Genomic DNA, 17,792 nt, shown 5'->3' with positions numbered 1-17,792 from the left:
GTATGTCATCGCTGTGGGTGGGGGGTTGCAGGCATCCCTGAGGAGGGTGACATGAAGCGCAAGCTCATAGCGGCCGTAGGCGTCGCGGCCATGATGTCCGCGGTGGCGGCCTGTGGGGGAGACGGCGACAGCAACGCCGCCAAGGACCCGAAGGACCGTACCGGCACCGTCACGGTCTGGCTGATGGTCGACGCGCAGAGCACCTGGCCCGAGCTGGTCAAGGACGTCAACGCGCAGTTCAAGAAGAAGTACCCGAAGGTCAAGGTCAACGTCGCGTACCAGCAGTGGGCGGACAAGGCCAAGAAGCTCGACACCGCCCTCGGCGGTGACAAGTTCCCGGACGTCGTCGAGCTCGGCAACACCGAGACGATGCAGTACATCCTCAACGGGGCGCTCGCCGAGATCGACCCGAAGAAGTACGACAACAGCGACACCTGGATCAAGGGCCTCAAGGACACCTGCACCTTCGAGGGCAAGCAGTACTGCGTCCCCTACTACGCGGGTGCCCGCGTCGCCATCTACAACAAGGACATGCTGAAGGCGGCCACCGGCTCCGACACGCTGCCCACCACCGAGGACGACTTCCTCAAGGCGATGGACAAGGAGACGGCGAAGCAGGGCGCCAAGGACAAGCGCTTCTCGTCGCTGTACCTGCCGGGCCGCTACTGGTACGCCGCCATGTCCTACGTCGCTGCGTACGGCGGCCAGATCGCCAAGTACGACGACGGTTCGAAGGAGTGGAAGGCCTCCCTGTCCGACCCCAAGTCGCAGGAAGGCATCCAGCACTTCATCGACCTGGTGAAGAAGTACAACAAGGGCGACATCACCAAGGACGAGCAGGACCACGCCAATGTGATGGCCAACGAGAAGGCCGGCGTCCTGTACGGCAACGGCTGGGAGGCCGGCTCCGTCATCGACGGCAAGGCCAACGGCAACCCGAAGCTGAAGGACAAGATCGGCACCGCGGCGATGCCCGGCCCGAACGGCAAGACCCTGCCGTCCTTCATCGGCGGCTCGGACCTCGCGGTCACGCAGAAGTCGAAGAACGCGGACCTCGCCGAGGACTGGATCTCCCTGTTCACGAGCGAGAAGTCCGAGGAGGTCCTCGCCTCGAAGAACATCCTCCCGAACAACACCAAGCAGCTGCAGCCGCTGAAGGACAAGCCGGAGACGGCCCCCGTCGCCAACGCGGTCGAGAGCGCCTGGTTCACGCCGATCGCCCCGGGCTGGACCGCGATCGAGAAGGAGGAGGTCCTGAAGAACATGCTCCTGGACATCCTCAAGGGCAAGTCCGTCGCCGACGCCACCAAGACGGCCGACGCCAAGATCGACGAGCTGATCAACAAGGAGTCCTGAGCCTTCAGGGCTCCGGGGTGACGGGCGGGGCCGGGTGCATCATCCGGCCCCGCCCGGGCCCCTTTCTCCCTTTCGCTGAGAACGAGGAAGGTCAGCCACGTGACTGCCGCCGACACCAAGGCCGCCGGGCCGCCGCTCACCGCAGCGGACGCCCCGCAAGGAGGGCCGCTCGCGAAGCAGCCCCCCGGCGCCGGCCGCCCCAAGCGGAAGAAGGGGGCGCTGCTCCCCTACCTCCTGATCCTGCCGGCGATCGTCGCGCTGGCCGCCGTCTATGCGTACCCCCTGGTCAAGACCGTGATCATGTCGTTCCAGGACATGGGGCGGCGTGAACTGTGGACGGGCGAGAGCCCGCCGTGGGTCGGCTTCGACCAGTTCACCAACATCCTCGGTGACCCCGAATTCTGGCGCGTCACCCTCCGCACGGTCGTCTTCATGGCGGTCTGCGTCGTCGCCACCATGGCGATCGGCCTGCTGATCTCGCTGCTGATGATGCGCCTGTCGACCTGGGTGCGGCTCACGCTCACCACCGCGCTGATCGCCGCCTGGTCGATGCCGCTGCTCGTCGCCTCGTCGATCTTCCGCTGGCTCGCCGACTCCGACTACGGCCTGGTCAACACGATCATCGCCAAGTTCGCCGGCGACGACTGGCTCGGCCACAACTGGTTCCTCGACCCGGTCCAGGGCTTCACGGTGATCGCCGCGCTGGTCATCTGGGGCGCCATCCCGTTCGTCGTGATCACCCTCTACGCGGCCCTCACCCAGGTCCCCGCTGAGCTGGAGGAGGCCGCCCAGCTCGACGGCGCCAGCGCCTTCGGCGTCTTCCGCTTCGTCACCTGGCCGGTCATCAAGCCCGTCTTCATCATGGTCACCACGCTCTCGGTGATCTGGGACTTCAACGTCTTCGGGCAGATCTGGCTGCTGCGCGGCAACAAGCCCGAGCCGGACTACGAGACCCTCGGCCTCTACTCCTTCTCCAAGGCCTTCACCTCGACGTCCTTCAGCCAGGGCACCGCCATCGCGCTGATCACCGTACTGATGCTGTCCGGCGTGGCCGTGTACTACCTGCGCCAGCTCATGAAGACAGGAGAGGTCGAATGAGCGCCTCCACCGCACCGGTCAAGGAGGGGCTGCGCCCCGACCGCAAGAAGACCAAGCTCGGCTACAACGTCCTCGGGCTCGTCATCGCCGTCGTGATGGCCTTCCCGGTCTACTGGCTGATCATCTCGGCGCTGCGCCCCAACCACGAGATCCGGTCCTACGACCAGACGCTGTGGCCGTCGTCGATCACCTTCGACAACTTCGCGCGCGCCGTGAAGCAGCCCAACTTCGGCACCGCGATCCAGTCCAGCCTCATCATCTCGATCACCGCCGTCGTCGGTGGCATGATCATCGCGACTCTCGCGGCACTCGCCGTCGGCCGCTTCCGCTTCACCGGCCGGCGCGCGCTCCTGATGGTCCTGATCCTGGTCCAGATGCTGCCGCCGACCGCGATGCTCATCCCGATCTACGCACAGCTCAACGCCATGGGCGGACTCAACGAGTACTGGGGCGTCATCGTCGTCTACCTCGTGTCCACGCTGCCCTTCGCCACGGTGATGATCCGCGGCTTCGTGGTCAACATCCCCGTGGAACTGGAGGAGTCGGCGATGGTCGACGGCTGCACGCGCATGGGCGCGTTCCGCCGCATCATCTTCCCGCTGCTCGCCCCCGGCCTCGCCGCCTCGTCGATCTTCGCCCTCGTCAACGCGTGGAACGAGTACCTGTTCGCGTACATCCTGATGAACGAGGACTCGAAGTACACCCTGAACGTCTGGCTCATGACGTTCACGACGGAACGGGGCACCGACTACGGTGCGCTGATGGCCGCGTCCACGATGATCGCCCTGCCGGTGGTGGTCTTCTTCATGTTCATCCAGAAGAAGATGGCCACGGGGCTCACCTCCGGCGCCGTGAAGGGATAACGCCACCCGATGACGACACTCGCACCCGGTACGGACACCCTCACGCGGGACGCCCTGACCGTCCTGCAACCCGGCTTCACCGGCACGACCGCCCCCGACTGGCTGCTCCGGCGCCTCGGCGAGGGCCTGGCATCGGTCGGACTCTTCGGCCGCAACATCGCCACCCCCGACCAACTGGCCGCCCTGACCGCACAATTGAGGTCCGAGCGCGGCGACGTCCTGGTCGCCATCGACGAGGAGGGCGGGGACGTCACCCGCCTCGAGGTCCGCACGGGCTCCTCGTTCCCCGGCAACCACGCTCTCGGCGCGGTCGACGACGTCGAACTGACGCGGGGGGTGGCCTTCGAACTCGGCCGCCGCCTCGCGGAGTGCGGCGTCAACCTCAACTGGGCACCGTCCGCCGACGTCAACGCCAACCCCGACAACCCGGTCATCGGCGTCCGCTCCTTCGGCGCCGACCCGGCCCTGGTGGCCCGGCACACCGCGGCGTACGTCGACGGCATGCAGGCCGCCGGAGTCGCCGCCTGCACCAAGCACTTCCCCGGCCACGGCGACACGGGCGTCGACTCGCACCACGACATGCCGCGCATCGACGTCGGCCTCGACGTGCTGCACGCCCGCGACCTCGCCCCGTTCCGCGCCGCGATCGAGGCGGGCAGCCGGGCCGTGATGAGCGCGCACATCCTGGTCCCGGCCCTCGACCCGGACCGCCCGGCGACGCTGTCGCGCCGCATCCTCACCGGACTGCTCCGCGAGGAGATGGGCTACGACGGGCTCATCGTCACCGACGGCATGGAGATGCAGGCCATCGCCGGCACGTACGGCATCGAACGGGGCAGCGTCCTCGCCATCGCCGCGGGCGCCGACGCCATCTGCGTGGGCGGCGGGCTCGCCGACGACGACACGGTGCTGCGGCTGCGCGACGCCCTGGTCGCCGCCGTCCGCGCCGGCGAACTGCCGGAGGAACGGCTCGCGGACGCCGCCGCGCGGGTGCGGTCCCTCGCGGAGTGGACCTCGGCGCCGGCCGGCCGCACGCCGGGCGCGTCGGGGGGCGTGCCCGGCAGCGGCGGCGTCAGCAGCGACATCGGCCTGGTCGCCGCGCGCCGCGCGCTCACGGTGACCCGCGGCGCGTACGTCCCGCCGGTGGCCGGGGCCCCCGTCCACGTGGCCGCCTTCTCGCCGGTCGCCAACATCGCGGTCGGCGACGAGACCCCGTGGGGCGTCGGCGCCGAGCTCGAACGCCTGCTGCCCGGCACCACCACCGGTTCCTACACGGGGCCCGAGGCCGGTGCGCAGGCGCTCGCGGCCGCGGGGGAGCACCGCATCGTCGCGGTCGTCCGCGACGAGCACCGGCACGCGTGGATGGCCGCGGCCCTGGACACGCTGCTCGCGGCGCGGCCCGACACGGTCGTCGTCGAGATGGGCGTCCCGCAGGCGTCCCCGCGCGGCGGTCTGCACATCGCCACGTACGGCGCGGCCCGGGTGTGCGGGGTCGCTGCCGCGGAGGTCATCGTCGGCGGCTGACCGACGCGTGGAACCGACAGTGCCGGTCACCCCGGGCGGGGGTGACCGGCACCGTCATGTGCGGAGCGGCTCGGCTACAGGCCCTGCCACTCCGGCTTGTTGACGTATGTGTGCCGGAAGTAGTCGGCGAGCTTCAGCTTGGACGCGGCGGCCTCGTCCACGACCACGGTCGCGTGCGGGTGCAGCTGCAGCGCGGACGCGGGCACCACGGAGGCGACGGGTCCCTCGACGGTCGCGGCGACGGCGTCGGCCTTCCCCTCGCCCGTGGCGAGCAGCACCAGGTGCCGCGCCTCCAGGATGGTGCCGATGCCCTGGGTGATGACGTGCCGCGGGACCTGGCTCAGGTCCCCGTCGAAGAACCGCGCGTTGTCCGTGATCGTCTGCTCGGTGAGCGTCTTGATCCGGGTCCTGGACGCGATCGACGAACACGGTTCGTTGAACCCGATGTGCCCGTCGGTCCCGATGCCGAGCAGCTGCAGGTCGACGCCGCCGGCCTCGGCCAGCGCCTTGTCGTACGCCTCGCAGGCGGCCTGCACGTCGTCGGCGCTGCCGTCGGGGCCGATGAACGAGCCCTCGCCGAGCCCGAGCGGCTCCACGACCTCGCGCAGCACGGTCGCGCGGTACGACTCGGGGTGCCCGGTCGGCAGCCCCACGTACTCGTCGAGCTGGGCGATCCGCGCCTTGGACGCGTCGACCTCGCCGCCGCGCACCTTGGCCGTCAGTGCCTGATAGATGGGGAGCGGGGTCGAGCCGGTGGCTACCCCCAGCAATGCGTCGGGCTTGCGTCGCAGCAGCTGGGCCATGGCCTCGGCGATCAGCTCGCCACCTGCCTTGGCGTCCGGAACGATCACAACTTCCACGCTGGGCCTGCCGTTCTGGTCAGAGGGGACTGGAGAAGACGGTGGTATAGACCAATCTAGCAGAGCGACACCCTGCCGGTCAGGCCCTCCACGGACCCCACCCCGTCCATGCTCCGCGCTGCACCGACCCACGGCACGTCGGGGCATCCGCCCAGGGGGTGACCGCCCTGCCGCGCCCCCGTCATGGCGGGACGGCCGAGCCGGCGCGGGCCCTGCGTGGCCGGTCAGCCCCGGGTGCGCGTCCCCCGGGAAGCCCTTCCGCTGGGCGGGGCGCACGGTCGGCGGCCACAGTGGAGGGTGGAAGGTGTCCGGGGTCAGCAGGCGCCGGGCCGTGCCCACGTACCGGAGGTGCCCGCATGCCCGCCACGCCCTCTGCCCCGGCCCCCCAGGACCAGCCGCCGGGCGGGCCGCCCTCGGGCCCTACCGGGAAGCCGGCGGATCGGTCGGACAGGTCGGATCGGTCGGACAGGTCGGATCGGTCAGAGCGATCGGAGCCGCGAGCTCAGGACCGGCCCGGGCGGATCATGGCCCGCGAGATCCGCGAACAGCCCGACGTGCTGCGCCGCCTCCTCGCCACCGGTGCCCCGCGCATCCAGGACGTGGCCCGCCAGGTCGCCGCCCGCACCCCCCGCTTCGTCCTCCTCACCGCCCGCGGCACCTCCGACAACGCCGCCCTCTACGCCAAGTACCTCCTGGAGATCCAGCTCGGCCTGCCCTGCGGCCTCGCCTCGATGTCCACCACGACGGCCTACGGCGCCCGCCCCGACCTGCGCGACGTCCTCGTCATCACCGTCAGCCAGTCCGGCGGCTCGCCCGACCTGGTCGCCTCGACGAAGGCCGCCCGCGAGGCCGGCGCGATCACCCTCGCCGTGACCAACAACCCGGACTCCCCGCTCGCCGCCGTCTCCGAGCACCACATCGACATCATGGCCGGACCGGAGAAGGCGCTCCCCGCGACGAAGACCTACACCGCGTCCCTGCTCGCGCTCTACCTCTTCGTCGAGGGACTCCGGGGCGGGGACGGCTCGGCCGCCGCCGTGCTGCCCGACCACATGACCCGGCTGATCGACCGCCAGGACGAGGTCCGCACCCTGGCCTCCCGCTACCGCTTCGCCGAACGCATGGTGATCACCTCCCGTGGCTACGGCTATCCGACCGCCAAGGAAGCGGCCCTCAAGCTGATGGAGACCAGCTACATCCCCGCGCTGGCCTACTCCGGCGCCGACCTGCTGCACGGCCCGCTCGCCATGGTCGACAACATCTCCCCGGTCATCGCCGTGGTCACCGACGGCAGGGGCGGCGAGGCGCTCCAGCCCGTCCTCGACCGGCTGCGCGGGCGCGGCGCCGACCTCATGGTGATCGGCCCCCAGGCCCAGGTCGACCGGGCCTCCGCCGGCTTCGTGCTGGCGACCGACGGGGTGGCGGAGGAGGTGCAGCCGGTGCTGGAGATCCTGCCGCTGCAACTGCTCGCCTACGAGGTGACGATCGCCCGCGGCCAGGACCCGGACGCACCCCGCGCCCTCGCGAAGGTCACGGAGACGAGGTAGGCCGTCGGGCCGTCGGGTCGTCACAGCCGTCACGGCCGTGGGTGCCGCCACAGCCGCGGGTGCCGTCACGGCCGTGGGTGCCGTCGGTCCGGTCTTCGGTCCCGGGAGGCGAGGCGGACCCGGGGCGGGAAGACCCTCAGATCAAGGAACCCCCCGTCGCATCGACCCACTGCCCCGTCACCCACCGACCGTCCGGCGACGCCAGGAACGCCACCACGTCGGCTATCTCCGCCGGTGTCCCCACCTTGCCGAGCGCCGAGAAGGCCGCCGCCCCGGCCCACGCCTCGTCACTGGAGCGCAGCCACTGCGCGTTCACGTCCGTGTCGACGATGCCCGGCGCCACCGTGTTCGCCGTGATCCCGCGCGGGCCGAGCACCCGGGCCAGGTACCGCGTGAAGACCTCCAGCGCGCCCTTCGTCATCGCGTACGGCATGAGCTCGGCCATGGCCGTCGTCCGCGTGGCGCCCGAGGAGATGTTGATGATGCGGCCGCCGTCCCGCAGTCGTTCCGCCGCGAGCCGGGTGAGGAAGAACGGCGCCCTGGTGTTCACCGTGAAGAGCCGGTCGAACTCGGCCTCGTCGATCGCCTCGAACGCGCTCGACGTGGGCACCGCCGCGTTGTTCACGAGGATGTCCAGGCCGTCCGCCCGCGCGTCGAACCTCGCCCACACCTCCTCGGCCGCGCCCGGCGTACCGAGCTCCACCCCGAGCGCGAACGCCGACCCGCCGGCCGCCTCGATCGCCGCCACGGTCTCCTTCGCCGCCGCCTCGTTCGTCCCGTAGTGCACCGCGACCCGTGCCCCGTCCCGTGCGAGCCGCTCGGCGACGCCCCGCCCGATACCCCGGCTCGCCCCCGTGACCAACGCCGTCCTGCCCGTGAGTACGCCCATCCCGGACGCCCCCTCTCATGCTCGTCGCACATATCTGTAGCGATCGTTAGAGAAAGACCGTAGCGCACGCCCGACCCGGTTTTCTAGTGGGCGCTATAGAATTCACCCCATGGCGACCAAGCAGCGCGGGCGGCCCCGTTCGTTCGACCGGGAGACCGCCCTGGAGAAGGCCATGCGCGCCTTCTGGGAGAACGGCTACGAGGCGACCTCGGTCTCCGACCTGACCCGCGAGATGGGCATCGGGGCCCCGAGCCTGTACGCCGCGTTCGGCGACAAGCGCTCGTTGTTCGAGGAGGTCGTGCGGGTCTACGGCGTCACGCACGGCTCGGGCCCCGGCCGCGCCCTGACCGAGGAGCCCACGGCGCGCGGGGCGATCGCCCGGCTGCTGCGCGAGGCGGCCGACGAGTTCACCGACCCCGGGCACCCGCACGGCTGCCTGGTGATCCACGCCGCGACGAACTGCACGACCCCCGAGGTCGAGCAGGCCCTCCGGGACCAGCGCGGCGCCAGCCTCGCCGCCATCGAGGACCGGCTCCGGCAGGGAGTGGACGCCGGAGAGCTGCCGTCCGGCACGGACACCGCGGCGCTCACCCGCTTCGTCGGGGCCGTGTTCCAGGGCATGTCGCAGCAGTCGCGGGACGGCGCGAGCCGCGCCGAGCTGGAGGCCGTCGCCGATCTCGCGATGACGGTCTGGCCTCAGAATGAACCGGTCGTGCCCGGCACCCGTGGGTGAGGGCGTACGTTGGAGTAGCCGTGGGCTCCGTCGTCGGAGGAAGAGACGACAACAAACCTCCGTCGATGCATGGACATCGGAGAATGGTCTAGTCCACAATGCGTAACTGAGACCTCCGCCCTCCCCGCACAGGAGGACGGACAGAGGAACCGCGCTCTCTGCCCTGACTGCGCCGGATCCTCGATCGACAGACGGGACCGCACACCTGGACGTCGATGCACCTGAAGGGCTGCGGTGCCAGGGAAAGGGTTGAGGGTCCCGACCCCCGGCGCCGCGGCCCGTCGGTCTTTCCGGGGCGATACCTGGCGATACCTGTCGACACTCGTCGATACCCGCCGACACCCGCCGACCTCCGTCGGTCAGAGGCGATACCGATCGATTCGGGGCCCTGCCGACCGACAGGTACGCTCGGGCTCGTGCCCTCCATGAACGATCTCGTACGCCAGCACACCGCCCTCGGTGACTCCGACCTCGAGTGGCTGCATCTGCTGGTCTCGGAGTGGCAGTTGCTCTCCGACCTCTCCTTCGCCGACCTCGTCCTGTGGGTGCCCACGCGCGACGGCACGCGGTACGTCTCCGTCGCGCAGATGCGCCCCAACACCGGGCCCACGTCCTACCAGGACGACATGGTCGGCCACCTGGTGCCGCGCGGCCGCCGCCCGATGCTGGACGCCGCGCTCGACGAGGGCCGCATCGTGCGCGAGGGCGACCCCGAGTGGCGCGAGGAGGTCCCGGTCCGGGTCGAGTCCATCCCCGTACGCAGGGAGGGCCGCGTCCTCGGCGTCATCGCGCGCAACACGAACCTGCTGACCGTCCGTACGCCGTCGCGCCTGGAGCTGACCTACCTCCAGTCGGCGTCCGACCTCGCGCAGATGATCGCGGCCGGATCGTTCCCCTTCCCGGGGCAGCAGGTCGACATGGACGCGTCCCCGCGCGTGGGCGACGGACTGATCCGGCTCGACGCCGACGGGGTCGTCCAGTACGCGTCGCCCAACGCCCTGTCCGCGTACCACCGCCTCGGCTTCCAGGCCGATCTGGTCGGCCACCACCTCGGCACCACCACGGCCGAACTCGCCCCGTCCCGCGGACCGGTGGACGAGGCGCTCGCCAAGGTGGCCAGTGGCTGGGCGCCGCGCGAGTTCGAGATCGAGGGCGAGGAGGGCTCGATCCAGCTGCGCGCGATCCCGCTCAAGCCGAAGGGGACCAGGATCGGTTCCCTCGTGCTGCTCCGCGACGTCACCGAACTGCGGCGCCGCGAGCGGGAATTGATCACCAAGGACGCGACCATCCGGGAGATCCACCACCGGGTGAAGAACAACCTGCAGACCGTCGCCGCGCTGCTGCGCCTGCAGGCCCGGCGCATCGAGTCGGACCGGGGGCGCGAGGCGCTGGAGGAAGCGGTCCGGCGCGTGGGTTCGATCGCGATCGTGCACGAGACGCTCTCCCAGAACCTGGACGAGCGCGTGGAGTTCGACGAGATCGCCGACCGGGTCCTCGCGATGGTGGCGGAGATCTCGCCGGGCCAGGTGACGGGCCGGCGCACGGGACGCTTCGGGATCCTGGACGCCGAGGTGGCCACCCCGCTGTCGATGGTCCTGACCGAGGTGCTGCAGAACGCACTTGAGCACGGCTACCGGCAGGGCGACACCGGCACGGTGGAGGTCTCGGCCGTCCGCGGCGGCACCAGCAAGGAGGCCCGGCTGCTGATCACCGTCCAGGACGACGGCGTCGGACTGCCCGAGGGCTTCGACCCGAAGCGGGCCGGGAACCTGGGGCTGCAGATCGTCCGCACCTTGGTGGAGGGCGAGTTGGGCGGATCGTTCGACATGGTGCCGGCCCCGGAGCGCGGCACCCGGGTCGTCCTCGACATCCCGGTCAACTCGCAGAAGTAGCCGCCTACGCAGAAGCAGCCGCCTACGCAGAGTCGTAGGCGCGCTGCGGCTCCTCCGTAGACACTGCGCAGACGCAAACAGCAGTGAGCCCCGGACCGTTGAACGGTCCGGGGCTCACTGCTCGCGTTGCTCGGGTCATGTCCCGGGCTGAGCCTGGGGGAGCATCGGGGGTACTGCGCGCTGCGGCTCGGGGGCGGGAGATGCGTACTCGCTGTACGCGCCGCCGGGCTCAGGCTCGAACGGGGTGGGGAATCAGGCGGAGGCCTGACGGGCCCGGTTGCGAGCGGCGCGGCGCTTCATCGCGCGGCGCTCGTCCTCGCTGAGGCCACCCCAGACGCCGGAGTCCTGGCCGGACTCGAGCGCCCACTGCAGGCACTGCTCCATGACGGGGCAGCGACGGCAGACGGCCTTGGCTTCCTCGATCTGCAGCAGCGCAGGACCAGTGTTGCCGATGGGGAAGAAGAGCTCGGGGTCTTCTTCGCGGCAAACGGCGTTGTGACGCCAGTCCATGGCTGCTACCTCTCCTTGGTATTACGTGCAGGTTGCTTGTGAATGTGAACGCTTTCACGAATCCCTCAACAAGTGAAGGGCCGAACGTCACATACGCGACGGTGGTCCGTTGCTTTGAGGAGGGGATTCGGGCTCTCTGTGGGGCCGATGTTGCGGGCCGTCCCGAGCGCCATGTAGAGATTCGCAAACCTCGGCGGCGGATACAACCCCTTCCGGAAAGTTTTTTTTGATTCCTCGGTGTCGGCTAGGTCACAGCCGTACTTCCATGGGGTGGATGCTGGCCCAAACGTTCGAGATAAAGGACTTTGGGCCCTTCCACTCACACAATCACACGCAGTGCACGGCGTACGCCTGTGAACGTCACGCTCGTCCGCAGCCCGAGGTGGTCACCGTCCATCTGAAGGGGCAGGGGCACCTTCGAATGCAAGGTGAAGTCGGTCAGGTCGTGGAGCGTGACCGCGTTCTTGCCGTGGGGGCCCCGGTCGGGGGTCGACATCAGCAGCTGGGTGCCGTAGCGGGTCACTGCCGGGGTCGACAGTTTCTTCAATCCGAGCACGTCAAGGCCGGTGTCGAAGGACGCCTGGGGCGTCGGGTAGAGCGGCCGGTTGCCCAGGAAGGACCACGGGGACGTGTTGCTGACTATGGAGACGACCAGATCCGTGACCGGGTCCTCGCCCGGGCGTTCGAGCGTGATCGTGCCGTGCCGGCGGTCGGGCTCGCCGAGGAACTGGCGGACCACCTGTCGCACATACAGGGCGTGCGTCGAACGCTTGCCGCGTTCCCGCTGCTGCTCGACCCGGCCCACGACGCCCGCGTCGAAACCGAGGCCGGCACTGAACGTGAACCAGCGGGACGGCACCGCCTCGTCCTCGGTGCCGGGAGTGCCTCCGGCGAGACCCAGGCCCACCGTGCGCTGCCGGCCCTCGCGCAGGGCGTCCAGGAGCTGTCCCGTGGCCTCCACGGGCTCGTTCTGCAGACCCAGGGCGCGGGCGAAGACGTTCGTGGAGCCGCCGGGCACGACCGCGAGGCCCGGCAGGCGGTCGAGGTCGGGGCCGTGGTGCAGCAGGCCGTTCACGACCTCGTTGACCGTGCCGTCGCCGCCGAGGGCGACGACCAGCTCGATGTCCTTGCTCTCCGCGGCCTGCCGGCCGAGGTCCCGGGCGTGGCCGCGGTACTCGGTGGTGACGGCCTCGAGCTTCATCTCGCTCGCCAGCGCGTGGATCAAGACATCACGCGTGCGCTCGCTGGTGGTGGTTGCCGCCGGATTGACCACGAGAAGTGCACGCATGCAAGGCAGGGTACCTAGCGGCCTTGATCGCGCCCAGACCGAGGTAGGAGTCACGTAAGAGTCCGCCGGTCACCGGGGCAGGACGCACCCTCCGGTGGGGCGGGCGCCGGGGGCTACTCTGCAAAGGTGACCTCAGAGCAGAACCCCGCCCCCGAGACCTCCGTAGAAGACGGCCCCCGCCCCGGTCGGCTGACCGCCGCCGCGGCCCTGGCCGGCCTCGAAGGGGCCGCCCTCGTCGTGGGAGGCGCCTACATGCTGATCGCCGGACTCGCGGGACACCCCGACAACCCGGAGCAGGCGATCACCGGCGGCGTCACGCTGATCGTGCTCGCGCTGCTGCCGCTGTTCGCCGCGCGCGGACTGCTGGCCCGCAAGAGCTGGAGCCGCGGTCCGGCGATCATCACGCAGATCATGGCGCTGCCCGTCGCCTACACGCTGCTCCAGGCCGACAGCGTGGCCATCCCCGGCGGGATCGTGCTGGGCGTGGTGGCCGTCGCCGCCCTCGTACTCCTGGTCAATCCCGCCACCACGCGCGCGCTCGGCATCCGTACGCCGGGGTCCTCCCAGTAGCGCGCGGTACGTCGCCACGAGAAGGCGCCCGGTACGGGATCCGTACCGGGCGCCTTCTCGTTCGTTCTCGTCGCTGCGCGGGTCACTCCTCGACGAGGAGCTTCTCCCGCAGCTGCGCCAGCGTGCGGGCCAGCAGCCGGGAGACGTGCATCTGCGAGATGCCGACCTCCTGGGCGATCTGCGACTGCGTCATGTTCCCGAAGAAGCGCAGGAGCAGGATGCGCTTCTCGCGCGGCGGCAGGTCCTCCAGGAGCGGCTTGAGGGACTCGCGGTACTCGACGCCCTCCAGCGCCTCGTCCTCGGCCCCCAGGGTGTCGGCCACCGCCGGGGACTCGTCGTCCGTGTCCGGGACGTCCAGGGACAGCGTGGAGTACGCGTTGGCCGACTCCAGGCCCTCCAGGACCTCCTCCTCGGAGATGCCCAGCTTCTCGGCGAGCTCGTGGACCGTGGGGGAGCGGCCGTTCAGCTGCGACAGCTCCGCCGTCGCCGTGGTCAGGGCGAGCCGCAGTTCCTGGAGGCGGCGCGGGACGCGCACCGCCCAGCCCTTGTCGCGGAAGTGCCGCTTGATCTCGCCGACGACCGTCGGGGTCGCGTACGTGGAGAACTCCACGCCGCGCTCCGGGTCGAAGCGGTCGACGGACTTGATCAGGCCGATCGTCGCGACCTGCGTGAGGTCGTCGAGCGGCTCGCCGCGGTTGCGGAAGCGGCGCGCCAGGTGCTCGACCAGGGGCAGGTGCATGCGCACGAGCTGGTTGCGCAGCTCGGCGTACTCCTGGCTGCCGTCCTTGAGGGTGCGCAGCTCGATGAACATCGCCCGCGCACCGCTGCGGTCCTGCGGGTCGTGTCGGCCGTGCTGCTCACCGTGTCGCTGGTGGTCGCTCATCAATCCCGCCCGTCGCGCGTCCGATCCCCCTGGGGCCCCGCGAAGCCCGGCCCCGGTGGTCGGTGCTGCCTGCTGTGGAGCATCGGCCGCCGGGTCCGTCGTGTCCTCCGGGTGCGGCCGGGCCTGCTGTTCGGGGATGCCGGTGGTCAGCCGTCGCATCCCGCCCGTGCCGTCGGCCGGGAGATCCCGTGTGCCGCGCTTGTCGTCCCGCACCGGACCGTCCCCGTTCATCACGCCGGGCCGGGGCCCGCGCCGCGCTTCTTGTAGAGGCTGATCGAAACGGTCCTGTCCTCGGCCACGGTGGAGTCGACCTGGCCCGCGAGGGCCGAAAGGACCGTCCACGCGAAGGTGTCGCGCTCCGGCGCCCGGCCGTCCGTCGTCGGCGCGGAGACGGTCACCTCCAGGGAGTCGTCGACGAGACGGAACACGCAGCTGAGCACGGAGCCGGCGACGGCCTGCTGGAGCAGGATGGCGCAGGCCTCGTCGACCGCGATGCGCAGGTCCTCGATCTCGTCGAGGGTGAAGTCCAAACGCGCTGCCAGACCGGCTGTGGCCGTCCGCAGCACCGACAGGTAGGCACCCGCAGCCGGCAGCCGGACTTCCACGAAGTCCTGATTCCCGGGCTCGCCTGCGATCTGGGACACCCTCACCTCCAAGGTGGTACAAGCACTTTCGGGCTCCGGAGGCTTCGTCCCCCGGGTGATGCGCCACATATATCTGCGGTGACGCTACCGCGCGCCCGACTTCCCTGTCCCGGGGACCCCCGGCCCATTGCTGTCACTCATAGTAAGCCTACGGGTACGGACAGTGGCTAGAGGGCGGGCGGACCCAATTGGAAACGGCGAGCGCCGGGATGACGTACCCAAGCGCTCACCGATCGAACCCCGACGCGCCCGCGGAACGTCCGGATCAGACGAGAGTCATGTCGACAAAGCACCAACGCCAGCTCTCACCAGGCTCGAAGGTGCGCATCACGGGATGACCGGTCGCCTTGAAGTGCTCGGTCGCGTGCTGGAACGGGGAGGAGTCGCAGCAGCCGACGTGGCCGCAGACGAGACACAGCCGCAGTTGCACAGGGTGACTGCCGACGGCCAGACACTCCAGGCAGGTCTCGCTCAGAGGGGCGGGCTCGGGGCTCGGCAGCGCGTCGGCGTGCGGGCACTCGTTCATGATGGCCAGGTTACGACGGGCGCTGCGGACACGTAGGGCGGAAGGCGGGTCATGGACGTATTGCCACTGGTGGGGCTGGTCGCGGCGAGTGCCGCGGTGGCGGGGGCGGCGCGCAGGACACCGGTTCCGGCGCCGCTCCTCCTTGTCGCGGTCGGGTTGGTGGCCTCCTATGTGCCGGGTGTTCCCGAGTACACCCTCGACCCGCACGTCGTGCTGCCGCTGATCCTGCCGCCGCTGCTGCACACGGCCGCCCTGGAGAGCTCCTACCTCGACCTGCGGGCGAACCTCCGGCCCGTGGCGCTCCTGTCGGTGGGGTACGTCCTGTTCGCCACGGTGGCGGTCGGCTGGCTCGCGTACGAGCTGATCCCCGACCTGCCGCTGACCGCCGCGCTCGTCCTGGGCGCGGTGATCGCACCGCCGGACGCGGTGGCCGCCACGGCGATCGCCCGACGGGTGGGGCTGCCGTCCAGGATCACCACCATCCTCCAGGGCGAGTCCCTCGTGAACGACGCGACGGCGATCACCGCCTACAAGGTGGCGCTCGCCGCCGCCGTGGGGGAGGGGGCCAGCTGGGCGGGCGGCATCAAGGAGTTCCTGGTGGCGGCCGTCGGCGGGGTCGGCGTGGGGCTGTTGCTGATGGTGCCGCTGCACTGGCTGCGCACCCACCTGAAGGAGGCGATCCTGCAGAACACGCTCTCCCTGCTGATCCCCTTCGTCGCGTACGCCGCCGCCGAACAAGTAGGCGCCTCGGGAGTGCTCGCCGTGGTGACCGTCGCCCTGTACCTGGGGCACCGCTCCTGGCAGGTCGACTTCGAGACGCGGCTCCAGGAGGCCGCGGTGTGGAAGGTCGTCGCGTTCATCCTGGAGTCGTCGGTCTTCGCACTCATCGGGCTCCAGCTGCGCTTCGTCCTCACGGGGCTGGGTGAGTACAGCGTGGGGCAGGCCGTCTGGTACGCGGTCGCGGTGTTCTTCCTCGTGGTCGTGATCCGGTTCGTGTGGTCGTACCCGGCGACCTACCTGCCGTGGTGGCTGCTGCCACGGGTGCGCGAGCGTGAGGACGACGTGGACTGGCGCAAACCGCTCATCGTGAGCTGGGCCGGGATGCGCGGGGTGGTGTCGCTGGCCATCGCGTTCTCGATCCCGCTGGTCACGGACGACGGGGAGGCGTTCCCCGGACGGAACCTGGTGCTGTTCCTGACCTTCACGACCGTCATCGGCACGCTCGTCGTGCAGGGCCTCACGCTGCCGCCGCTCATCAGGCTGCTCAAGCTGCCCGGCCGCGACGTGCAGGCCGAGACGCTGGCCGAGGCGCAGGCGCAGAACGTCGCCTCCACGGCCGCGGAGGAGCGGGTGGAGGAACTGATGCGGGACCGGCGCAACTGCCTGCCACAGCCCCTCCAGGACCGTCTGCACACCGTTCTGGAGCGCCGCCGCAACTCCGTGTGGGAGCGGCTCGGCCAGCCCAACCCGGTGACCGGGGAGTCCGCGGACGACACCTACCGGCGGCTCGCGCGGGAGGCGATCGCCGCCGAGCGCGAGGTCTTCGTGCGGATGCGGGACGAGCGGCGGATCGACGACGAGATGATGCGGACGCTGCTGCGCAAGCTGGACCTGGAGGAGGCCGCCGCCTACCGGGAGGTCGACGACTGAGCGTCCCCGTCGGGCGCTCCGGTGATCACGGCCGCGACGGTCGTGCCGTGCGCGAACCTGCCCTCCTGCGCGAGGGCGACCAGCGCGTACAGCATTTTGGCGACATAGAGACGCTCCACCGGCAGGCCGTGGCGGAGTTCGAAGTCGTCGGCGAACTCCGCGAGTTCGGCGGGCACGCGCGCGTAGCCGCCGAAATGGAAACCGTCCGCCGTCCGCCAGGTGCCGCGCGGGCCGCCGAAGGCCGCCTCCTGGAGGGCGCGGATCTCGGCCGGCAGGAAGCCGCCCTTGAGTACCGGGACGCCCAGGGCCCGCTGCTCGGGGGCGAGGCCCGCCGCGAGTCCCGCTAGGGTGCCGCCGGTGCCGCAGGCGACGGCGACGACGTCCGCGTGGCCGCGCAGCTCGCGCCCCAGTTCCGTGCAGCCCCGCACGGCGAGGGAGTTGCTGCCGCCTTCGGGGACCGGGTAGGCGCCGACGGCGTCGGCCGTCCGCAGGAGGGCGGCCAGGACGGCGGGATCGTCCTTGCGTCGATACGTCGACCTGTCGACGAAGTGCAGCCGCATGCCGTCGGCCGCGCAGCGGGACAGGGAGGGGTTGAGCGGGCGGTCGGCGAGCTCCTGGCCGCGCACGATGCCGATGGTGGGCACGCCCAGCAGGCGGCCCGCGGCGGCCGTGGCCCGCAGGTGGTTCGAGTACGCGCCGCCGAACGTGACGATCGCGCGGCCGTCCGCCGCGTCGAGGTTCGGGGCGAGCTTGCGCCACTTGTTGCCGATCAGGTCCGGGTGGATCAGGTCGTCCCGCTTGAGCAGGACGCGGACGCCGTGGCGGGTGAAGCGGTCGTCGTCGAGCGCGACGAGGGGCGACGGCAGGCGGGGCGACAGGTCGGAGGCGGTCGGACGGGGCACCCGGCCATTGTCGGACATGTGTCCGGGTGCCCGCCGTGACCGACCCGCTCGGAGCCC

At 70.6% G+C, this 17,792-nt stretch carries 17 protein-coding genes; 9 read left to right on the top strand and 8 right to left on the bottom strand.

Features of this window, described 5'->3' with window-relative positions:
• Positions 1-51 precede the first annotated feature (51 nt).
• The 4 genes from M4J07_RS15055 to M4J07_RS15040 all read left to right on the top strand — a co-directional run bounded on the left by M4J07_RS15055 (position 52) and on the right by M4J07_RS15040 (position 4,841).
• Positions 52-1,356 (top strand): sugar ABC transporter substrate-binding protein, encoded by a 1,305-nt coding sequence (locus M4J07_RS15055; protein ID WP_255972000.1) that lies wholly within the window; start codon positions 52-54, stop codon positions 1,354-1,356.
• A gap of 219 nt (positions 1,357-1,575) precedes the next feature.
• Positions 1,576-2,454 (top strand): carbohydrate ABC transporter permease, encoded by an 879-nt coding sequence (locus M4J07_RS15050; protein ID WP_374215043.1) that lies wholly within the window; start codon positions 1,576-1,578, stop codon positions 2,452-2,454.
• Entirely contained in the window at positions 2,451-3,317 is an 867-nt protein-coding gene (locus tag M4J07_RS15045; protein ID WP_255971996.1) for a carbohydrate ABC transporter permease, read from the top strand. Before M4J07_RS15050 ends, M4J07_RS15045 begins: the two co-directional genes overlap by 4 nt.
• Before the next feature lie 9 nt (positions 3,318-3,326).
• Complete coding sequence (locus tag M4J07_RS15040) at positions 3,327-4,841, top strand: glycoside hydrolase family 3 protein (RefSeq protein WP_255971994.1); 1,515 nt, start codon at positions 3,327-3,329, stop codon at positions 4,839-4,841.
• 74 nt (positions 4,842-4,915) lie between these two features.
• Here M4J07_RS15040 and nagB read toward each other — a convergent pair whose 3' ends face one another.
• The gene (nagB, locus tag M4J07_RS15035) at positions 4,916-5,701 is read right to left on the bottom strand and encodes a glucosamine-6-phosphate deaminase (RefSeq protein WP_255971992.1); all 786 of its coding nucleotides are present in this window, start codon (positions 5,699-5,701) and stop codon (positions 4,916-4,918) included.
• A 524-nt stretch (positions 5,702-6,225) separates the two neighbouring features.
• On the opposite strand from nagB, the gene M4J07_RS15030 reads away from it, so the two are divergent.
• Entirely contained in the window at positions 6,226-7,248 is a 1,023-nt protein-coding gene (locus M4J07_RS15030) for an SIS domain-containing protein (protein ID WP_255971990.1), read from the top strand.
• A 136-nt stretch (positions 7,249-7,384) separates the two neighbouring features.
• Here M4J07_RS15030 and M4J07_RS15025 read toward each other — a convergent pair whose 3' ends face one another.
• Entirely contained in the window at positions 7,385-8,137 is a 753-nt protein-coding gene (locus tag M4J07_RS15025) for an SDR family oxidoreductase (RefSeq protein WP_255971988.1), read from the bottom strand.
• Between the two features lie 109 nt (positions 8,138-8,246).
• On the opposite strand from M4J07_RS15025, the gene M4J07_RS15020 reads away from it, so the two are divergent.
• Together M4J07_RS15020 and M4J07_RS15015 are read left to right on the top strand one after the other, a co-directional pair.
• The gene (locus M4J07_RS15020) at positions 8,247-8,870 is read left to right on the top strand and encodes a TetR/AcrR family transcriptional regulator (RefSeq protein WP_255971986.1); all 624 of its coding nucleotides are present in this window, start codon (positions 8,247-8,249) and stop codon (positions 8,868-8,870) included.
• Positions 8,871-9,295: 425 nt separating this feature from the next.
• A complete protein-coding gene (locus tag M4J07_RS15015) occupies positions 9,296-10,762 on the top strand; it encodes a PAS domain-containing sensor histidine kinase (RefSeq protein ID WP_255972037.1) in 1,467 nt (488 codons plus the stop codon).
• A 252-nt stretch (positions 10,763-11,014) separates the two neighbouring features.
• On the opposite strand, the gene M4J07_RS15010 is transcribed toward M4J07_RS15015, so the two are convergent.
• Together M4J07_RS15010 and M4J07_RS15005 are read right to left on the bottom strand one after the other, a co-directional pair.
• Positions 11,015-11,272 carry a WhiB family transcriptional regulator gene (locus tag M4J07_RS15010; RefSeq protein WP_016639615.1) on the bottom strand — a complete coding sequence of 86 codons (258 nt, stop codon included), beginning with the start codon at positions 11,270-11,272 and terminating at the stop codon, positions 11,015-11,017.
• A 319-nt stretch (positions 11,273-11,591) separates the two neighbouring features.
• Positions 11,592-12,560, bottom strand: a complete 969-nt coding sequence (locus M4J07_RS15005; RefSeq protein WP_255971984.1) for a diacylglycerol/lipid kinase family protein — start codon at positions 12,558-12,560, stop codon at positions 11,592-11,594.
• A gap of 126 nt (positions 12,561-12,686) precedes the next feature.
• On the opposite strand from M4J07_RS15005, the gene M4J07_RS15000 reads away from it, so the two are divergent.
• Positions 12,687-13,130, top strand: coding sequence for a hypothetical protein (locus M4J07_RS15000; RefSeq protein WP_255971982.1), 444 nt, complete (start codon positions 12,687-12,689; stop codon positions 13,128-13,130).
• Positions 13,131-13,212: 82 nt separating this feature from the next.
• Here the strand turns inward: M4J07_RS15000 and M4J07_RS14995 are convergent, their stop codons facing one another.
• The 3 genes from M4J07_RS14995 to M4J07_RS14985 form a co-directional block, all read right to left on the bottom strand.
• Entirely contained in the window at positions 13,213-14,247 is a 1,035-nt protein-coding gene (locus M4J07_RS14995) for an RNA polymerase sigma factor SigF (protein ID WP_255971980.1), read from the bottom strand.
• The gene (locus M4J07_RS14990) at positions 14,244-14,657 is read right to left on the bottom strand and encodes an anti-sigma regulatory factor (protein ID WP_255971978.1); all 414 of its coding nucleotides are present in this window, start codon (positions 14,655-14,657) and stop codon (positions 14,244-14,246) included. Before M4J07_RS14990 ends, M4J07_RS14995 begins: the two co-directional genes overlap by 4 nt.
• 265 nt (positions 14,658-14,922) lie before the next feature.
• The gene (locus M4J07_RS14985) at positions 14,923-15,183 is read right to left on the bottom strand and encodes a UBP-type zinc finger domain-containing protein (RefSeq protein WP_255971976.1); all 261 of its coding nucleotides are present in this window, start codon (positions 15,181-15,183) and stop codon (positions 14,923-14,925) included.
• A 51-nt stretch (positions 15,184-15,234) separates the two neighbouring features.
• On the opposite strand from M4J07_RS14985, the gene M4J07_RS14980 reads away from it, so the two are divergent.
• Entirely contained in the window at positions 15,235-16,833 is a 1,599-nt protein-coding gene (locus M4J07_RS14980) for a Na+/H+ antiporter (RefSeq protein ID WP_255971974.1), read from the top strand.
• Here M4J07_RS14980 and M4J07_RS14975 read toward each other — a convergent pair.
• Positions 16,812-17,753, bottom strand: coding sequence for a 1-aminocyclopropane-1-carboxylate deaminase/D-cysteine desulfhydrase (locus M4J07_RS14975; RefSeq protein WP_374215041.1), 942 nt, complete (start codon positions 17,751-17,753; stop codon positions 16,812-16,814). The two genes, M4J07_RS14980 and M4J07_RS14975, sit on opposite strands and share 22 nt — an antisense overlap.
• Positions 17,754-17,792 lie beyond the last annotated feature (39 nt).

Source organism: Streptomyces longispororuber (genome assembly GCF_024448165.1).
Lineage (GTDB): Bacteria > Actinomycetota > Actinomycetes > Streptomycetales > Streptomycetaceae > Streptomyces > Streptomyces longispororuber_A.
The sequence above is the reverse complement of the archived record's forward strand: the minus strand, read 5'-3'. Positions and strand labels throughout refer to the sequence as shown.